This is a genomic window from Sorangium sp. So ce204, from assembly GCF_051526795.1.
Classification (GTDB): Bacteria; Myxococcota_A; Polyangia; order Polyangiales; family Polyangiaceae; genus Sorangium; species Sorangium cellulosum_B.
Genome location: NZ_CP150317.1, coordinates 8,040,301 through 8,056,800 on the forward strand (window position 1 = coordinate 8,040,301; position 16,500 = coordinate 8,056,800).

Genomic DNA, 16,500 nt, shown 5'->3' on the forward strand with positions numbered 1-16,500 from the left:
TGAGGCAGCTTGCACGCTTTTCGCATGAATTCCTGCCGGTGGCCTGCATGAACATCGGACTCTTCCACGTTCCGAAAAAAATGCGCGGTTTCCGGCATTTCTACCGGAACATCGGCGTGGCATCGCTGCTGTCCTGGATCAGGGAGAGCCGCCCTGGCACGCACGTGGAGCCGCCGCGACGCTCTTTGTCACAGCTGTTGCCATCTGCCACAGGCGCGATCACACGTAGTCACCGGACGGGCCGATGAAGACATCCCCTCACGTCAATCCAGCGGTACCCAGCATATCGAGGGGACACACAGAGAAATCTCCTCGCTCCGTAGATGCTGTGGTAATTTGCCCCCCTGGGGACGCGGACACGAAGGAGGGGTTTCTCTCAGGTCGGACCACATGCGCCCGAAGCGCACCCCAGAGGGGAACCATGAGCATAGATTACGATATGAAGACCACCGAGCATGCGACGATGACCGGAGCACGCCACGACCGCCTCGTGATCGCACACGTACTGAACTCCTTCCAGGTGGGCGGCGCCGAGCAGGTCGTGGTGGATCTGGCCGCGCTGCAGCGCGCCGCGGGACATGAGGTGATGGTCGTGGGCATCGAGACGAACCCCGACGGGCCGCGCGCGGCGCAGCTCCGGGAGCGCGACGTCGCGGTGCACATGCTGCCGAAGCGCTCCGGCTTCGACCTCAAGCTCCCCGGGAAGCTCGCGGCGTTCTTCGCCAAGCACGGTGTCTCGATCGTGCACTCGCACAATCAGCTGCCGCTCATCTACGCCACGGCCGCGGGCCGGCTGCACCGTGTGCCTGTGTGCCACACGCTGCACGGCGCCATGTTCGATCAGGGGCGCAGGGCGTGGCTGCGGCACATGGCCGCCAGGCTCGCCGACGCGCACGTGGCCGTGTCGCAGTCCACGGCCGACTTCATGCTGAAGCACAAAGAGGTACCGAGCTCGAAGCTTCATGTGGTCTTGAATGGAATCGACCTCTCCCGTTTCAGGCCGGACGCCGCGGCCCGGCACCGCATCCGGGCCGAGCTCGGGATCCCCCAGGACGCGTGGGTCGCCGGGGCGGTCGGCCGCCTGTCGCAGGTCAAGAACCACGCGCTCCTGCTCCGCGCGGCCGCGGGGATCCTGTCGGGCGACTCGGGCAACGCGCGCCTCCTCCTGGTCGGAGACGGGCCGGAAGCCGCCTCGCTGCGCGCCCTCGCCGAAGAGCTCGGCATCAGCGACCGCGTCGTCTTCGCGGGCGAACGGCACGACGTGCCGGGGCTGCTCGCCGCGAGCGACGTCTTCGTCCTGTCGTCGAAGTCCGAGGGTCTGCCGCTCTCCATGGTGGAGGCCATGGCGACCGGGTTGCCGGTGGTCTCGACCGCCGTGGGTGGCATCCCTGCCCTGATCGCCGACGGGGAGACGGGCTTCCTCGTCCCGTCGGACGACGAGGGCGCGCTCGCCGCCAAGCTCGCCGCGCTCAAGGGGGATCCCGTGCAGTCCGCGGCGATGGGCAAGCGCGGAAGGAAGCTCGCGCTGCGGCGCTACTCGGCCGAACGCATGATGGCGAGCTACATGGATATCTACGAGACCCTCCTCGCCCGGCGCGAGTCGGAGCGGCGAGGCGTGCTGCGGCCGAGCGAGCTGCTCGCAGGCCTGAGCGCATAACCCGGCGAGCCGCTCGCAGGCTCGCCCCCATCACCCGGCGAGCCGCTCGCAGGCTCGCCCCCCATCACCCGGCCACACACCCAGGGCGAAACGAAAACACCGTGGCAAGCGCGTCGCCCGCCGCCGCGGGCAGGCCGTCGCCGCCTCGGGCTCGCTTCACGGCACGCGAGGGATCGTCGAGCGCGCGCGCGCGTTCGTCGCGAGCGACGGCGGCGACGAGAGCGCCGCCGCACGGGAAAGCCGCGCCTGGGGACGACCCGAAGGCGGCCGTTCGTCCAGCGCGCAGGGGTCGCGCAGGTCCGTCACCGGCGCGAGCGTGCTCCGGGGTGACGGCACCAGCGTGCTCCGGGGTGACGGCACCAGCGTGCTCCGGGGTGGTGGCACCAGCGTGCTCCGGGGCGGCGGCACCAGCGTGCTCCGGGGTGGCGCGAGCGCGAGCGCGGCATGCGCCTCGCGCACAGCGGCCAGCATCGACCGCGCATCCGGCCAGCGATCCGCCTGCGCGAACTCGAGCGCGCGGTCCACCACCCGCACAACGGCCGGAAACATCGACGGCGCGATCCGCGCGAGCGACGGAATCGGGCAGGTCATCCTCAGGAAGAAGAGCTCGTTGACGGTCGGCGCCTCCTGGACGTATCGGTCCGTCAGCAGCGCGAACATCGTCGCGCCCAGCGCCCAGAGGTCTGTCCGCGCATCGACGAGATCCCAGCGCGCGCGGGCCTGCTCGGGCGGCATGTACGCCGGCGTGCCCATCGCGCGGAGCCCCACGAGGGAGGTTTGCCCCGAGGGGGCCCGCAGGCGCGCGATGCCGAAATCGAGGATCTTCACCCCGCGCTCTCGCGTGAGGAAGATGTTGTCAGGCTTCAGATCCCGGTGAACGACGCCCCTCGCGTGCGCGGCCTCGAGCACCTCCAGGATCTGCTCGCTCACGGAGAGGACCTCGGCCGGCGGGAGCGGGCCCCTCTGCGCCTTCCAGCGCTGGAGGAGGCTCTCTCCCTCGAGGAGCTCCATCACGAGGAACGGCGATCCATCCTCGGTCACGTCGTCCGCGATCACCGCGGCGACCCCCGGGTGATCGAGGGTCTGCGCGATGGCCTTCTCGCGGAGGAACCGCGCGCGATCGCCCCGATCCCTCGCCCGCTCGGGGTGCAGCAGCTTGATCGCGGCCCGCTGGCCCCTGCGGTGCGTCGCGGCATAGACGGCCGCCATCCCGCCGAGGCCGATCAGCGCGTCCAGCCGCCACGCGCCGTTGAGCGACGTTCCCACCCGCGCCTGCGCTCTCTGGACGTGCGTGACATTCTCGAACTCCATCGCTGGTCCTCTCCGTACCTCGAGCCAGCGGCGCCCCCGGCGCTCGCGGCGCGGGAGAGCCACTCTGCTCTGCGTTTCCCGTGTCCCGGCGGCGGCGCTACGATCGAATCCGCGCGCCACGAGGGCAGGCCCGGGTTGCAGCTCGTCGGCACCGCGACCCGCCAGGCCGTCCTGCGTCACCGACACAGGAGCCGCATGGGGTGGGCGCTCTCCAGCAGCACGTCATTTCATGGAAAAGTTCAGCAAAACCCGAGCCACGCCGGCGCACCTGGAGCGCCGCGGTGAACGCGCCACCACGTGTGGCGAATCGCCCCCTTGCGGCAAAATGCCCCGACCCTTGTGGCGTCGCCAGGCGGTCCGCCTCGTCATCGTGAGACTGCCATCGGATGTGCTCGGATGTGCTCGGTATCGTGAGGCCTGGGTTCAGTGGAGGCCCTTCATCGTCGGGTCACCCAGCTTGAACGCCCCCAGCGCTTGCCGGATGAAGGCGGGCACCGAGAGGTAGCTCTCGAGCGCGCCGCAAGCGCGGTTCGAGGAGCATGTGCACGCGTAGAAATCGCTGAAATCGTCGTCGTCCGCGTCGGCGTCCGCCTTGCAGCCGTCCACGCCCTCCCGCAGGACCTCGCCGTCGTCCGCGATGGCGGCGATCGTCGGATCCCACCGCACGATCGGCTGCCCTGTCTCCGGGTTCGGCTTCACCTTGTGCCAGTCCGCCTTGCCGTCGCCGTCGAGGTCGGGCCCCGGCTCGGTGACATACGCCCTGGCCAGGAGCTCATTGCCATACTCCAGGACGCGCGCGCCGATGCCCTTCTGCACGATCTTGCCAAAGACGGTCTCGGTCCCATAGGCCTTCGCCACGAACACCTTCCCGGACGGGTGGTGGAGCTCGATCCGGTCGGGGAAGCCGGGATCGGCGTCTGCCCCGGCCTCCCAGACGTGCATCATGTCCAGCCACTTCTGCTTCTGGTTCTCGGGCAGGTAGAGCAGGGTCCACGCGATGAGGAACTTCTGCTGCTCCCAGCCGATCTGCGGGTCGAGGATGGCGACCTTGGCCGGGGCCCGCGGGTTCCACGGCGCGCTGTCGGGCGCGCCATAGGAGCTGCAGACGATGCTCCCGGCCGCGGGGAAGCAGCTCTCCGGCCCGCTCTCGGCCCACCACGAGGTCCAGCCGAGCGCGCCGGCCGGATACCCGCTCGCGTCCCGGACCGGCCGGCCGCGCTGGTCCGCCTCGACGCGCACGCCCTTGAGGGCGTCGTCGCCCGTGAGGTTGTTGGCGAGCCAGCGGCGGTACCCTTCCGGGAAGACGTCGGCGAGCGAGACCGCCCGGTAGCGCGCGTCGAGGAAGTCGTGCCGCGAGTCGCTGATGAAGTTGTCGACCGACTCGGTCATCAGCATCGACACCCACGCCTTGTCGTAATAGGCCCCGGCGTTCATCGTGTACGACGAGTCGTACTCGCCCTTGTCCGCCGCGAGCGCGTTCTCGAGCGGCTTGCCCCCGACGGCGATATCACCGAAATAGCCCGTCGCGCCGTTCGGGACGACCACCAGCGGCTCCCCGGGATCGCCGAACACGTCGCTCGATGACCGGAGGACGTTGTCCCCGTCCGGCAGGAAGTGCTCCCCCGGCTGCGGGCGCGCCATCTGGAGCGAGAAGTGATCGAACGCGATCCCGGCCGCGAGGGTGTTCTCCTTGAAGAGGCTGTTCGCGGCCTGGACCCAGAACGTGTCGAAATCGTAGCCGCGGTCCAGCGCGAACTCGCGGTAGATGTTCATGATGAGCCCGAGGCCCTTCGCGCCGTCGCGCATCTTCGCGTTGTACCGGTTCAGGGTCCGCTCCGACGCCGCGCGCACGCTGAAGGCCTGCCGGCCGCGGCGGTAGTTGTCGAAGATGTGGTTCACCTCCTGCTGCGTGACGAAGAAATTGAAGAGCTCGTAGGCGTCCGCCCCGTTGTCGTGCCGGTACACGCTCAGGTTGCCGAGGTCGGCCCACCGGTCGGTCGCGAAGCCGTAGGGCAGGCGGGTCCGCCCCGCCGGGTCCACCGAGGGTCCCTTCACGTCCTCCGGCGTCTCCAGCGCGCGCCAGGTGACATAATCGACCTTCTGCTGCCGGCACCGCGTGGTCTTGCCGTCGATCGACACGAGCAGGCCGTCGAGCAAGGGGTGCCAGACGCCGTCCAGCTCCTCGTCCCAGTCCGAGGGCACGAACGCGCTCGGGTCGACCTCGACGCAGCTGCGCGGCGTGATCAGCTCGTACTTGCTCTGCAGCTCGGAGTAATGGATGTCCTCGTCGTCGTACTCGGGCTGGATGCCGAGGACGCCGCCGAAATCGTCGATCTTCGCGAGCACGCCCTTGCCGCGCGGGGTGGTCGCCTTGTAGCTCGGGTCGGCGTGCACGGCGACGGCATCGCCGTAGAACAGGCGGGCCGCGGCGAAATCATAGGCGCCGAGCCCGATGAGGTCCTGCGTGGGCTCGCCGGCATAATCCATCGCCGACGACTGCATGAACATCCAGATCAGGTTCTTCCGCTCGTTCTCGGTGACGGGGTCGTAATACCTCGGCCCGACGCAGGCCTCGCCGTCCTCCGAGAGCGTCTCGCACGGCGTCTTCACCCGTCCATCGCTCGTGCGGAGCTGCCAGTACTGCGGCCGGTAGCCCCAGGCGTCGGAGGAGCTCACGAAATTGTGCCGCAGCCCGACGGAGTGGCCCATCTCGTGGAGGATCACCGAGGTGTGCGCCCGCTGCGCGAGGTAGCGCCGCATGGCCTCGGCGCGCCGCGCCTTCTGCGCGGCGTCCCCCTCGCCGAAGCGCCCGTGCTTGCTCGCGAATTTCTCCTCGAGGAGGTCCGCCAGGTCGGCGGTCGCGAGCGGCGCAGGCGCCTCGTGCATCACGCACGCGCCGCGCTCGGCGAGCGCGATCTCCTTCAGGTTCGCGAGCTCGCGCCGCACGCTCGGGTTCGCCCCTCGGAGCGGCGACGCGAGGCGCATCACCTCGTCCGTGAGCGGCAGCCCCGCGACGCCGGTGAGCTGCTGGATCGCCTTCGTCGTGAGCTCGGCCTCGAGCTCGGTGCCCGCCGCGGCCCTGCGGCGCGCCTCGTAGATCCCGCGCATGCTGTCGGGCGCCGTGGCGTCGGCCGCGATGCCGCGCACCTCCTTCGAGAGCCGCCGGAGGCTCTCGCGCAGCGCCGGGTTCTGCGCCATCTGGCCGGTGCCCTCGGAGACGGCCGCCTCGTCCACCCCGGCGGACCGGGCGATCCGCCGCCCGAGCTCCTCCCGCGTCAACCGCGGCAGCGCGCCGCCCCGCGACGCGCCCTCGCTCGCCTGCGCCCAGTCCCGGACGTAATCGCCGTCGGTCACCTCTTCGGTCTTGAGCTCTCCCTTGATGTAGCGGGCCGTGTCCACGACGCCCTGGCTCCAGATGTCGCTGACGTGGGTCCAGACATTGATGCTCGCCGCGACCTTCTCGCCGGTGAGCGGGTCCTCCGAGTCGCTGTAGATGCCCCAGGCGGAGGGCGATTGAGGCGCCTCGAAGTTGTTGATCTGGTGATAGCGCAGGTCGCCGATCCGCGCGTTCAGCGCCTCGCGGCACGCCCCCATCAGCGCGGGGTCCCGCCCTGCTTCCTTGCGGCGCTCGTCGCTGCACATCCTGGCGGTCACGCCCGCCGGGAGCCGCGGACCGCCGCACGCCTCGGGGTCGTCCGCCTCGACGGGGCTGTGACAGAGCACGATCATCTCGGGCATCTTCGCGAGCGCGATGACGCCCCTCGAGGTCCCGCGCCGCGCGCCGATCTCGTCGGCGAGGGCCTCGCAGGGCTGCCCCTCGCGCGCCGCGCCGCGCCGGCACGCGTCGACCTCGCGCGAGAGCGCGATGGCGTCGGCGTCATCGTCCATCTGCCCGTCGTAGACAGGGAACGCCTCGCCGCAGCGCGCCGCGTCCCCGTGCGTCCGGACGCACTCGGTGTACTTGGCGGTCACGACGGCGCTGCGCAGGGCGACGTCCCACTCGTGGGCGGCCATGTCCGTGGCGACGAAATAGTCGGGGTTGCTGTCCGAGGTCACGTACCACGCCTGCGGCACGGCCTCGCGCCGCTGGTAGGGCAGGGTGCACCGTTGCTTGAAGGTGTCGCACCGCGAGCCGGGCCCCACCGCCTCCATCCCTCCATCCCGGGCCATCGGGGCCCCGGTGACGACCTCGCACTCGTCCTCGGTCCCGTTCCGGTCCTGGTCGCGGTGCGGATCTGCGCCGGCGGGGGTGGTCTCGGGGGTGAAGCACGGGATCTCGCCCGTCATGCTCTCTGGATCGTCGTAGTAGTGGCTGCGTTCCCAGATGTTGTAACGGGAGATCATGCGGTGCCACTTGGCGTCGCTCATGCCGTAGTTGCGGGCGTAGCCGAAGCGCTCTCGCACGAAGGCGCCGAACGCCCGGAACCGGTACCCGTCCCACTCGGCCGGCTCGTAGTCCCGATCGACGACGCGCCGGAACGACTGCCGGAGGGTGATCTCGACGGGGTTGCACGATCCGACCGGCGCGGTGCCGCCCGTGAAGTCCGTGTCGAGCATGCAGGCCGGGAAGCTGTCGATGCCCCACCCGAGGTGGCTGAGATCGACGAGCTGGGGCACCGCGAAGGCCTTGTTGGTGACGTCGAAATACCCCTCCTCGGGGTCGAAATGGGGCGCGTCAGGGTGGCTCGGGTCGCTGACGTAGTAGGAGAGCGGCTCGTACTGCACGCCGCCGTAGACGCCGATGAGCGACAGCGTGTCGAAGTCGTAGGAGTCGACGTTCAGGTTCTTCGACCAGTCGACCCGCATGTACTCGCGCTCAACCCATGGACGGTCGGTCGTATTTTCGACGATGACGTTGCTCTCTTCCCCCGTCGCTCGGTTGTAATCGCGCTGGACGTCGAAGTGGGAGAGGATCTTGTAGGCGACGACCACGACGCCATCGTCCGTGGCGGCGCCGGCGCCCTTGCCGTCGCTGTCGTTCACGCGCTCGTAGGTGAGGCGCCCGAGCAGGAGGTCTTCCTGGATGATCCACTTGATGCGCGCGACATCGGCCTGAGCGTACGAGGAGGAGAAGAGCCCGTCCTGCGAGGCGCCGTAGCCCACGTCGACCACCGTGGTCCGCGCCCAGAACTCGGGATCGTCCTCCCTGCTCTGCAGATCGGCGCCGACGAAGAACGATTTCGCCAGCGCGTTCGCCTGAACCTGGCTGATGGCCGGCCGCTCCTCGGCGCAGCCCGCGATCGAGCACACCGCTGCCGCGAGCAATGCCTGTCTCACGATCCACCTCATCGCAGAGTCCTCCTCTGGCAGCTCGGTCCCGAGCGCGAATGCCCCCATGAGAACCTCGGCCCGAGTCGCCGCGACGACCGCCCCGGTCGCGCGGGGGGCGGGCCTGCTCGCCCACGCCGGCACCGCGGCATACCACGTACCACGCGCGCCACACCCTCGCCATTCCTGGACAATCCACGGGCATTCAATGCCTTTTCGCCTCGCGCCCCGCTCACCGCGCGGGCGCGCGGCGCCGCCGGGCGTTAGGCGATTGACGGCCGCCGCCGCCTGTTGCCGAGCCTCTCCGGGCGGGGACGGATTCGGTCACGTTCAGGGCACGAAGCGCGTGCCCCTCCACCCCGCCATCGATCACCAAAGTGAACGTGAACGTAAACGTAAACGTTCGGAGGTAGGAGAACGCAGCGCGAAGCTTGGTTGACGTCCAGGATGCCCGGCGCGAGCTTCTCTCCCGTCGCCCCTCGCCTCTCCCGCGAGGCTGCGGTATTCGACCACCTCACCCGATCGGGAGGACCGCAGTGCCTGACGGAGACGTCCTGCTCTCGAACACCGACGGCACCATCCTGGCGCAAGGCCCCGCCGTGCTCGTCTGCGAGTGCCGTGGCGACGGCCTCGACCTCGCCGTCCGTCGCGTCGCCGCGTTCGCGCTCGTCGCCTCGCTCGTCGTGGCGGGCATCGTGGCGGCGCGCGCGGCCCCCTTTCCCATCCTCTTCATCGCGGGGACGTGGACCGCCGGAGCCGCCGCCGCGCTGCTCGCCGTCCGCCGGCGCCGCCGGCTCCACGGGCTGTTCCGCCTCGACTTCGAGCGCGACGAGCTCATCCAGGACGGCCGTGGCTTCCGGCGGATCCTGCCGATCCAGACGATCGTCGGCGTCTCGACCCCGCCCGCCTCGGACACGGACGTCGACGAGCCGGGCCTCGCGCCGCGCTGGCTGCTCCTCCACCTGTCGACCGGAGAGCAGCTTCGCCTGGGCAGGGCGCCCGCCTACGCGCTCGGACCCGCGCTCGCCTTCCTCAAGCGGGCCGGCGTCGAGGCGTGAGGGGCGCGCCCGCCGCCGGCCACCGCCGCGCCGTCAGGGCCTCGGCAGGCTGGGGTAGGCCGGACCGAAGTCGTTGCGGACGTCGCGGACCGTCGAGAGGTACGGCGTCTTCACGGTCTCGTCCCGGTAGATCGGCCGGACGACGCACGTATCGTCGCCGCACTCCCCCGCTTCGGGGAAGATCACGTCGGCGACGAGCCAGAACCTGTCGCCCGAGTCCTCCGGAACGAAGGCGACCGGCACCTCGGGGTCGTAGAAGCCGGTGGGCCCGAGGTCGGCCCCGAGCTCGCCGTTGCAGTAGATCTTGATCCGCGGGTGCACGTCGAACGACACGCTGCCGCCGAAGTAGTGCACCGCGATGCGCATCCAGCTGGCCTTGGGCGGGAAATCGACGTTGATGTTCTCGGGCGCGCAGAAGGTCGGGTCGTCCGGGTCCGTGGTGCGGTGGGAGCAGGAGATGTTGTCGAGATCGAGCCGCGGGCTATGGCACCCCCTGCCGTGGGCGCGCCAGTCGTCCCCCACGCCGCGAGGCGCGTAGAAGCAGCTGTTGTTGGTCTCCTCCGGATCCAGGTACCAGTTCACCGGCTCGGGGGGCGTCGCCGTGTCGCTGAACCACGTGATGGCCGAGCCGCCCGAGAGGCTGTCGAGCGTGCAGTTCCCGTAACCGCACGCGGCGCTGGAGCCGCCGACCGTCCAGGGCTGCATGTTGTCCGGCTTGTGGAGGTAGAGGTCCATATCCACGCTGGCCGGCTCGTGCTCCCACTCGAGCTCGACGCGGAGGCCGCGGGCGCCGACGAACAGCGGGTAAACGCAGCTCGCGGTCTCGCCGCTCGGAAGGCTCTTCGTGTACGTGACCGTGTACTCGCCCGACTGGAGCGGCTTGAAATCATCCGCCGGCCCCTGCCCGCCCACCGAGGGGCACGGGTTCACGCCCGGCGGGCACGTCACCGTCCACACCTCGGAGTCCGGCCGCGCGTCCTCGCTGAACGAGCCGGTGCCCTCCTTCAGATCGACGGTGGCGAACGGCGCCGCCTGGAGCGGGTGGCAGCCCGCCACGTCGTTCCGGTGGCAGTCCTGGTCCGCGTGCACGCCGCCGACGCAGGGGCCCCACGTGCCCGTCTCGTCGCAGATCTGGGTCCCGGGGAAGCACCCCGGGCTGCGTCGGAACGACGGATCGCCGCGGAAGCAGGAGTGCGCCTGCCCGGCGATGCACCCGCAGCGCTCGTCGATCATCCCGTTGCAGTCGTCGTCCAGCCCGGCGTGATCGACGCCGAGCTCATCCACGCCGCACAGCTCCGTCGGACCGCAGGCGCTCCCGCACGGGTTGATCGTCACCGGCAAGCCCTCGTGCGCCCCTCCATCGATATCGCCGAGGAAGCCGCCGTAGCCTTCCGAGTCGCCAGGCTGGGCGGTCGCCACGCCGGCGCCGCCCGCCCCGCCGGCGCTGGCCGCCTCGTCGGCGTGCGAGCTGCCGCCCGTGGTCAGATCGAACGTGAGCCGCTTGCCTTCCGCGCTGCAGCCGGCCGCGAAACCGGCGCCCGACGCCGCGATCGCGATCACGACGGGGAGCACGGAGGAGACACGAAGACGAGACATGATACCTCCACTTGGAGACCTAGACGCGGTGTCGCGGCGGCCTGCGCCCGCTCCGCGCCACGGCGAAGCGCGCCGTTCACCAGGCACTACAGCGTGAAGCAAAGCGGATACCGGTGTCCCCAGCGCGCGCGAAAGCGCGGCTCGGGACGGCAGTTCACGAGGCCCCGACCCTCATCGAGCAACAAGAACACCTTCCATGCAGACTCAGCAGGGTGAGTCGCTGGAGGAGGACTCCCTAGCACGGACGCCGGCCGGCGATGGCCACAATGAGCCGCCTTCAGCCGGCGAGACGCGCTCTCGCCAGATGCGGAGTCAGGCGAACCACCAGGTTACCCGATGAATCAGAGAAATCATCCTCGGACAGATCACCACGAAGCTCGCCTTGCTGGCCGGTGTGGCGTTGCGCCTCACGACCTCTGCGCATGGGGCGCGGTGGCGCCGGCAGAGCTCGTGCGCTCGCGTCAACGCGTTCGCGCGCGCTGACGTCGCGAGGCCCAGCCGGTGAGCTGGGTGGGATGCGGGTCAGGGCAGCGTCGGGTAAGCGGGACCGAAGCTCGCCTCGGCGTCGTCCCGCGTGGTGAGCAGCGGCGTCTTCGCGCTGGCGTCCTCATAGAGCGGCCGCACGACGCAGGCCGCCTGGCCGCACTCGTCCGGCTCGGGGAAGAGCACGTCGGCGACGAGCCAGAACATGGTGTGTCCGTCCGTGGGCTTGAACGCGACACGCCGCTCCGGGCTGTAGAACCCCGTGTGCCCCAGATCGGCCCCGAGCGCGCTGTCGCAGAAGATCTTGATCCGGGGGTGGACATCGTGCTTCACGCTGCCCTGACCATAGTAATACACGCCGATGCGCATCCACTGCCCCTTTGGCGGATAGTCGAGGTTGATGTTCTCCGGCGCGCAGAAGTCCGGGTCGTTGGGGTCCGTCACGACGGGGTCGCACCTCCAGTTGTCGAGGTCGAGCCGCGGGTTGTGGCAGCCAAGACCGTTGGCCTCCCATTGTTTCCCCACGCCCCGAGGGGCGTTGAAGCAGCCGTTGTTGCCCGGCACCGGGTCGAGGTACCAGTTCACGGGGTCCGGCAGCCTCGCGCTGTTCAAGAACCAGCGGATATCCGAGGCCTTTGACGAGAAGTGCTCGATGGTGCAGTTGTAATAGCCGCAGTCCACCGACGAGCCCGACATGCTCCAGGGTTGGGTGTTGCTCGGCTTGTGGAGGTGAAGATCGAGATCGACGTCGCCGACGTCGTGCTCCCACTCGAGCTCGACGCGCAGGCCGCCCGCGCTGACGAAGAGCGGGTACTGGCAGCTCTGGGTGTCGCCGCTCGGGACGCGCTTCGTGTACGTGACGGTGTACTCCCCCGACTGCAGCGGCTTGAAATCGTCCGCTGGGTCCGAGCCGCTCACCTCCGGGCACGGGTCGACGCCATCGGGGCAGTCCACCGTCCACACCTCGGAGCCCGCGACCGCGTCCGCGCTGAAGGCGCTGGTGCCCGCCTTGAGGTTCACATCGGCGAAGGGCGACGCCTGTATCGGGCGGCACGGAGCGCCGCTATCCATATGGCACTTCTCGTCGGCGTGCACGCCGCCGACGCACGGGCCCCAGGTGCCGGTCTCGTCGCAGAGCTGGGTGCCAGGAAAGCAGCCCTCGCTGTTCCGGAACGACGGATCGCCGCGGAAGCAGGAGTGCGCCTGACCGGGGATGCAGGCGCACGTCTCGTCGATCGAACCATCGCAGTCGTCGTCCAGGCCGAGGGTCGCGCCGGTACATAGCTCCTTGTCGCCGCACGCGCTCCCACAAGGGTTCACCATCACATCGCTGTGCGGCTCCTCCCCTCCATCGATGTCGAGGAACCCACCCAGCCCGTCGCCTCCGCCGGTCGTGCCTCCCGCTCCCACGCCTGTTTCGTCAGCTCCGCTCGAGTCGAGCACGTTGGACGAACCCGTCGCGCTGCAGCTGGCCGCGAAGCCGGCGCTGTACACGGCGGCGCCAACCACGATGAGGAGCGAGAAGGAGAACCGACGTCGACCCATGACACCTCCGCTTGGGGATCCTCGATGCCGCGACAAAGCGGGCTCACACCCCGCTCGACACCCCGGCATTCCAGGAGCTCACGCGAGTGTAGCAAAATCAGCAAGCGACAATCGCACTGCAAGCGCGACAGAAGAATGTCGCTCGCTCACCGTGCGCTGCTGTCAATCCACGAGCGGTCGATTGCCCACATCCACCGATGCGCCGCGGAGCACGGCACCATTGCGCCGCGGCGTACCATTGCCCCGCAGCGTGCAGGACGGCGCCCACGCACGCACAGGACGCGAAGCTGGCGCCAGGGGATCGCCTATCCGATGATCGGGAGCTGCCGAGCGCCCTTGGCCCTCGCGGGCTGCGGCTCCGGCTGCGGCTGCGCCACGGACGACGCGGCCGCCTCCTCGATGTGCACGCCGGAGCGGAAGCGCTGCTCGCCGCCCGCGATCTTGCGGTGCGCCAGCGTGTGCTGCATGAAATTCAGCGGAAAGAAGCCCGCCAGCTGGATCCAGCTCGACTGCCGTGTGAGGGTGAACCTGCGCCATATCGACGACGGCGAGTAGAATTTCGTCCACGCGGACACCCACCCCTCCCGGAGCCGCTCCCGCGACATCTGCTTGGGAACGAAATAGGGCGAGCCGGCGTCGTGGTCGCGGCGCAGCCACCAGCGCTCGTCCGTGAGGCGCCCCTCCGCCTTGAGGCGGCGGTACAGCTGCGTCGCGGGGTACGGGGTGAGGATGGCATACAGCGCCATCGTCAGCTTCATGTCGATGCCGAACTCCACGGTGCGATCGAACACCTCGGGATCGTCCGTATCGAACCCGAAGACGAAGCTCCCCCAGACCGAGATGCCGTGATCGTGGAGCATCGCCATCGTGTCCTTGTACTGGGAGGGACGGTTCTGCCGCTTTCCGGTGAACTTCACCGTCTCCTCGTCGATGCTCTCGAAGCCGATGAAGAGCGCCTTGCACCCGCTCTCGGCCATGAGCTTCACGTTCTCGAGGCGCTTGACCGCGGCGAGCGAGCACTGGCCAATCCAGTGCTTCTTCAGCGGGATCATCCGGGTGAAGAGCTCTTTCGAGTAAGCCCGGTGGATCATCACGTTGTCGTCCGCGAACATGATGAGCTTGCCGAGCGACCGGAGCTCGCTCAGCACCTCGTCGGTCGGGCGGAACCGCATCGTTGTGCCGTTCGCCGTCGACACGCTGCAGAACTCGCACGGATACGGGCAGCCGCGCATCGTCTGCACGACCTGGAACGGGATGTACTTCTTGGAGGTGAACAGGTCGCGCCGCGGCGGGGGCCTGCCCGCGAGATCCGGCAGCTCCGGGCGGTAGAACGGCTTGAGCTCGCCGCGCTTCACGTCCGCGAGCAGGGCGGGCCAGGCGTCCTCCGCCTCGCCGACAACGACGGCGTCCGCGTGCTGCAGGGCCTCGTCGGGGCAGGCCGTCGGGTGGATGCCGCCGAGCACCACCTTCACGCCGCGCCTGCGGTAAGCGGCGGCGATATCGTAGCTGCGGCGGGCTGTCTTGCTGTCGACGCTGATCCCGACGAGGTCGACGTCCTTGACGTCGCGCTGGAGATCGAAGGGCTGCACGACGTCATCGGTGTAGATGATCTCATCCTCGGGGGGCGTGAGCGCCGCGAGGGTGCCGAGCCCCACACGAGGCAGGTACGCGGAATCTTCGCTCGCCGTGGCGATGAGCTCGATCTGCATGGCGGATCGTGCTTATCACGGAGCCCCAAGGAGACCCACGACGAATGAGCCTGCTCTCTGACGCCGCAGTCTTTCTCGGCGCGGCCGTCGTCGCCGTGCCGCTGTTCAAGCGGATCGGCCTCGGCGCGGTGCTCGGCTACCTCGTCGCGGGCGCGCTGCTCGGCCCGTGGGGGCTGCGGATCATCGCCAACGTCGAGGACACCCTCCACTTCTCGGAGCTCGGCGTGGTGCTGCTCCTCTTCCTCATCGGCCTCGAGCTCCAGCCGTCGCGGCTCTGGGTGCTCCGCCGCGCCGTGTTCGGCCTCGGCGGCGCGCAGGTCGCCGTCACGGGCGCGCTCATCGCGCTCATCGGCGCCGCGCTCGGCCTGCGCGCCGACACGGCGGCCATCGCGGGCGTCGGGCTCTCGCTCTCGTCGACGGCGTTCGTCCTGCAGATCCTGGCCGAGAAGGGCCAGATGCAGTCGCAGCACGGCCGCTCCGCGTTCGCCATCCTGCTCTTCCAGGACCTCGCCGTGATCCCGCTGATCGCGGTGCTCCCCCTGCTCGGCCCCGCGGGCGCGGCCCCCGGCGAGGGGAGCGCCGTCGCCTCGTCGCTCAAGGCCGTGGCCGTGCTGCTCGCGGTCGTCGCCGGCGGCCGCTACCTCGTGCGCCCCGTCTTCCGGGCCATCGCCGCCACCCACGCGCACGAGATCTTCACCGCGGCGGCCCTGCTCGTCGTGCTCGGCACGGCGCTCCTCATGGTGCAGGTGGGCCTCTCCATGTCGCTCGGCGCCTTCATGGCGGGCGTGCTGCTCGCCGACTCGGAGTACCGCCACGAGCTCGAGGCGGACATCGAGCCGTTCAAGGGCCTGCTCATGGGGCTCTTCTTCATCGCCGTCGGGATGTCGGCGAACATCGGCCTCGTCATCGAGCGGCCGCTGCTCGTCCTCGGGCTCGTCCTCGGCGTGATGGCGCTCAAGGCCGCCGTCCTGCTCGTCCTGGGCAGGGCGGCCGGGCACGCGAAGGGCTCCGCGCGCGACCTCGCGCTCACGCTCCCGCAGGGGGGCGAGTTCGCCTTCGTCCTCTTCGGGATGGCCGCGGGACAGGGCCTCATGGACAGGCTCCTCGCCGACCTCCTCGTCGTCGTGGTCACGCTGTCCATGGCGGTCACGCCGCTCGTCATCGCGCTCGGCGACGCGCTCGTGAAGCGATGGCAGGGGGGCGGGCCAGCGCGCGAGTTCGACGTGATCGACGACGACGACCCGAGGGTCATCATCGCCGGATACGGCCGCTTCGGCCAGATCGTCTCTCGCGTCCTCCGCACGAGGAAGATCCCCTTCACCGCGCTCGACGCGAGCCCGACGCAGGTCGACTTCGTCCGCAAGTACGGCAACAAGATCTACTACGGCGACGCCTCCCGGCTCGACCTGCTCCGCGCGGCGCGCGCCGACAAGGCGAAGATCTTCGTGCTGGCGATCGACGACGTCGCGTCGTCGGTGAAGACGGCGGAGGTGGTGAAGCGGCACTTCCCGGACCTCCTGATCTACGCGCGCGCCAGGAACCGCCAGCACGCGTATCAGCTGATGGATATCGGCGTGACGGTGCTGGAGCGGGAGACGTTCCTGTCGTCGCTCGAGGTGGCGGCGCGCGTGCTCGAGGGCCTCGGGATGCGGGAGCGGGACGCCCGCGCGACCATCGAGCGGTTCAGGGCCCACGACGAGGAGGTGCTCCTGCGCGGGCACGCGGTGCACAACGACGAGGTCAAGCTCATCGAGGCGGCGAAGCAGGCGGCGCAGGAGCTCGAAGGCCTGTTCGCGTCCGACGAGATCGCGCCGTCCGGCAGGGACGACGAGGCCGCGGCGGTGTGACGCGGAGCGCGCGGGCCGCCGCCGGC

Annotated in this window: 8 protein-coding genes; 3 read left to right on the forward strand and 5 right to left on the reverse strand. The window is 69.7% G+C overall.

Annotated features, from left to right (window positions below):
- Nucleotides 1-439: 439 nt before the first annotated feature.
- Nucleotides 440-1,657: a glycosyltransferase gene (locus tag WMF22_RS29785; protein ID WP_438031976.1), complete on the forward strand. Its 1,218-nt coding sequence runs from the start codon at nucleotides 440-442 to the stop codon at nucleotides 1,655-1,657.
- Nucleotides 1,658-1,813: 156 nt separating this feature from the next.
- On the opposite strand, the gene WMF22_RS29790 is transcribed toward WMF22_RS29785, so the two are convergent.
- Entirely contained in the window at nucleotides 1,814-2,968 is a 1,155-nt protein-coding gene (locus WMF22_RS29790) for a serine/threonine-protein kinase (RefSeq protein WP_438031977.1), read from the reverse strand.
- A 423-nt stretch (nucleotides 2,969-3,391) separates the two neighbouring features.
- On the reverse strand, nucleotides 3,392-8,245 hold the full coding sequence (locus tag WMF22_RS29795; RefSeq protein WP_438031978.1) for a hypothetical protein: 4,854 nt from the start codon (nucleotides 8,243-8,245) through the stop codon (nucleotides 3,392-3,394).
- A gap of 527 nt (nucleotides 8,246-8,772) precedes the next feature.
- Between WMF22_RS29795 and WMF22_RS29800 the strand changes: the two genes are divergently transcribed.
- On the forward strand, nucleotides 8,773-9,294 hold the full coding sequence (locus tag WMF22_RS29800) for a hypothetical protein (protein ID WP_437293402.1): 522 nt from the start codon (nucleotides 8,773-8,775) through the stop codon (nucleotides 9,292-9,294).
- A 33-nt stretch (nucleotides 9,295-9,327) separates the two neighbouring features.
- Here WMF22_RS29800 and WMF22_RS29805 read toward each other — a convergent pair whose 3' ends face one another.
- The 3 genes from WMF22_RS29805 to WMF22_RS29815 all read right to left on the reverse strand — a co-directional run bounded on the left by WMF22_RS29805 (nucleotide 9,328) and on the right by WMF22_RS29815 (nucleotide 14,627).
- Nucleotides 9,328-10,890, reverse strand: coding sequence for a hypothetical protein (locus WMF22_RS29805; protein WP_438031979.1), 1,563 nt, complete (start codon nucleotides 10,888-10,890; stop codon nucleotides 9,328-9,330).
- Between the two features lie 522 nt (nucleotides 10,891-11,412).
- On the reverse strand, nucleotides 11,413-12,918 hold the full coding sequence (locus tag WMF22_RS29810; RefSeq protein ID WP_438031980.1) for a hypothetical protein: 1,506 nt from the start codon (nucleotides 12,916-12,918) through the stop codon (nucleotides 11,413-11,415).
- A gap of 305 nt (nucleotides 12,919-13,223) precedes the next feature.
- Nucleotides 13,224-14,627, reverse strand: a complete 1,404-nt coding sequence (locus tag WMF22_RS29815) for a B12-binding domain-containing radical SAM protein (protein WP_437293405.1) — start codon at nucleotides 14,625-14,627, stop codon at nucleotides 13,224-13,226.
- A 44-nt stretch (nucleotides 14,628-14,671) separates the two neighbouring features.
- Between WMF22_RS29815 and WMF22_RS29820 the strand changes: the two genes are divergently transcribed.
- Nucleotides 14,672-16,474 (forward strand): monovalent cation:proton antiporter-2 (CPA2) family protein, encoded by a 1,803-nt coding sequence (locus WMF22_RS29820; protein ID WP_437293406.1) that lies wholly within the window; start codon nucleotides 14,672-14,674, stop codon nucleotides 16,472-16,474.
- The last annotated feature ends 26 nt before the right edge of the window (nucleotides 16,475-16,500 follow it).

Coding starts and splice junctions, on each gene's coding strand:
- WMF22_RS29785 (WP_438031976.1), top strand. CDS start 440: ATGAAGACCACCGAGCATGCGACGATGACCGGAGCACGCCACGACCGC.
- WMF22_RS29790 (WP_438031977.1), bottom strand. CDS start 2,968: ATGGAGTTCGAGAATGTCACGCACGTCCAGAGAGCGCAGGCGCGGGTG.
- WMF22_RS29805 (WP_438031979.1), bottom strand. CDS start 10,890: ATGTCTCGTCTTCGTGTCTCCTCCGTGCTCCCCGTCGTGATCGCGATC.
- WMF22_RS29810 (WP_438031980.1), bottom strand. CDS start 12,918: ATGGGTCGACGTCGGTTCTCCTTCTCGCTCCTCATCGTGGTTGGCGCC.
- WMF22_RS29815 (WP_437293405.1), bottom strand. CDS start 14,627: ATGCAGATCGAGCTCATCGCCACGGCGAGCGAAGATTCCGCGTACCTG.
- WMF22_RS29820 (WP_437293406.1), top strand. CDS start 14,672: ATGAGCCTGCTCTCTGACGCCGCAGTCTTTCTCGGCGCGGCCGTCGTC.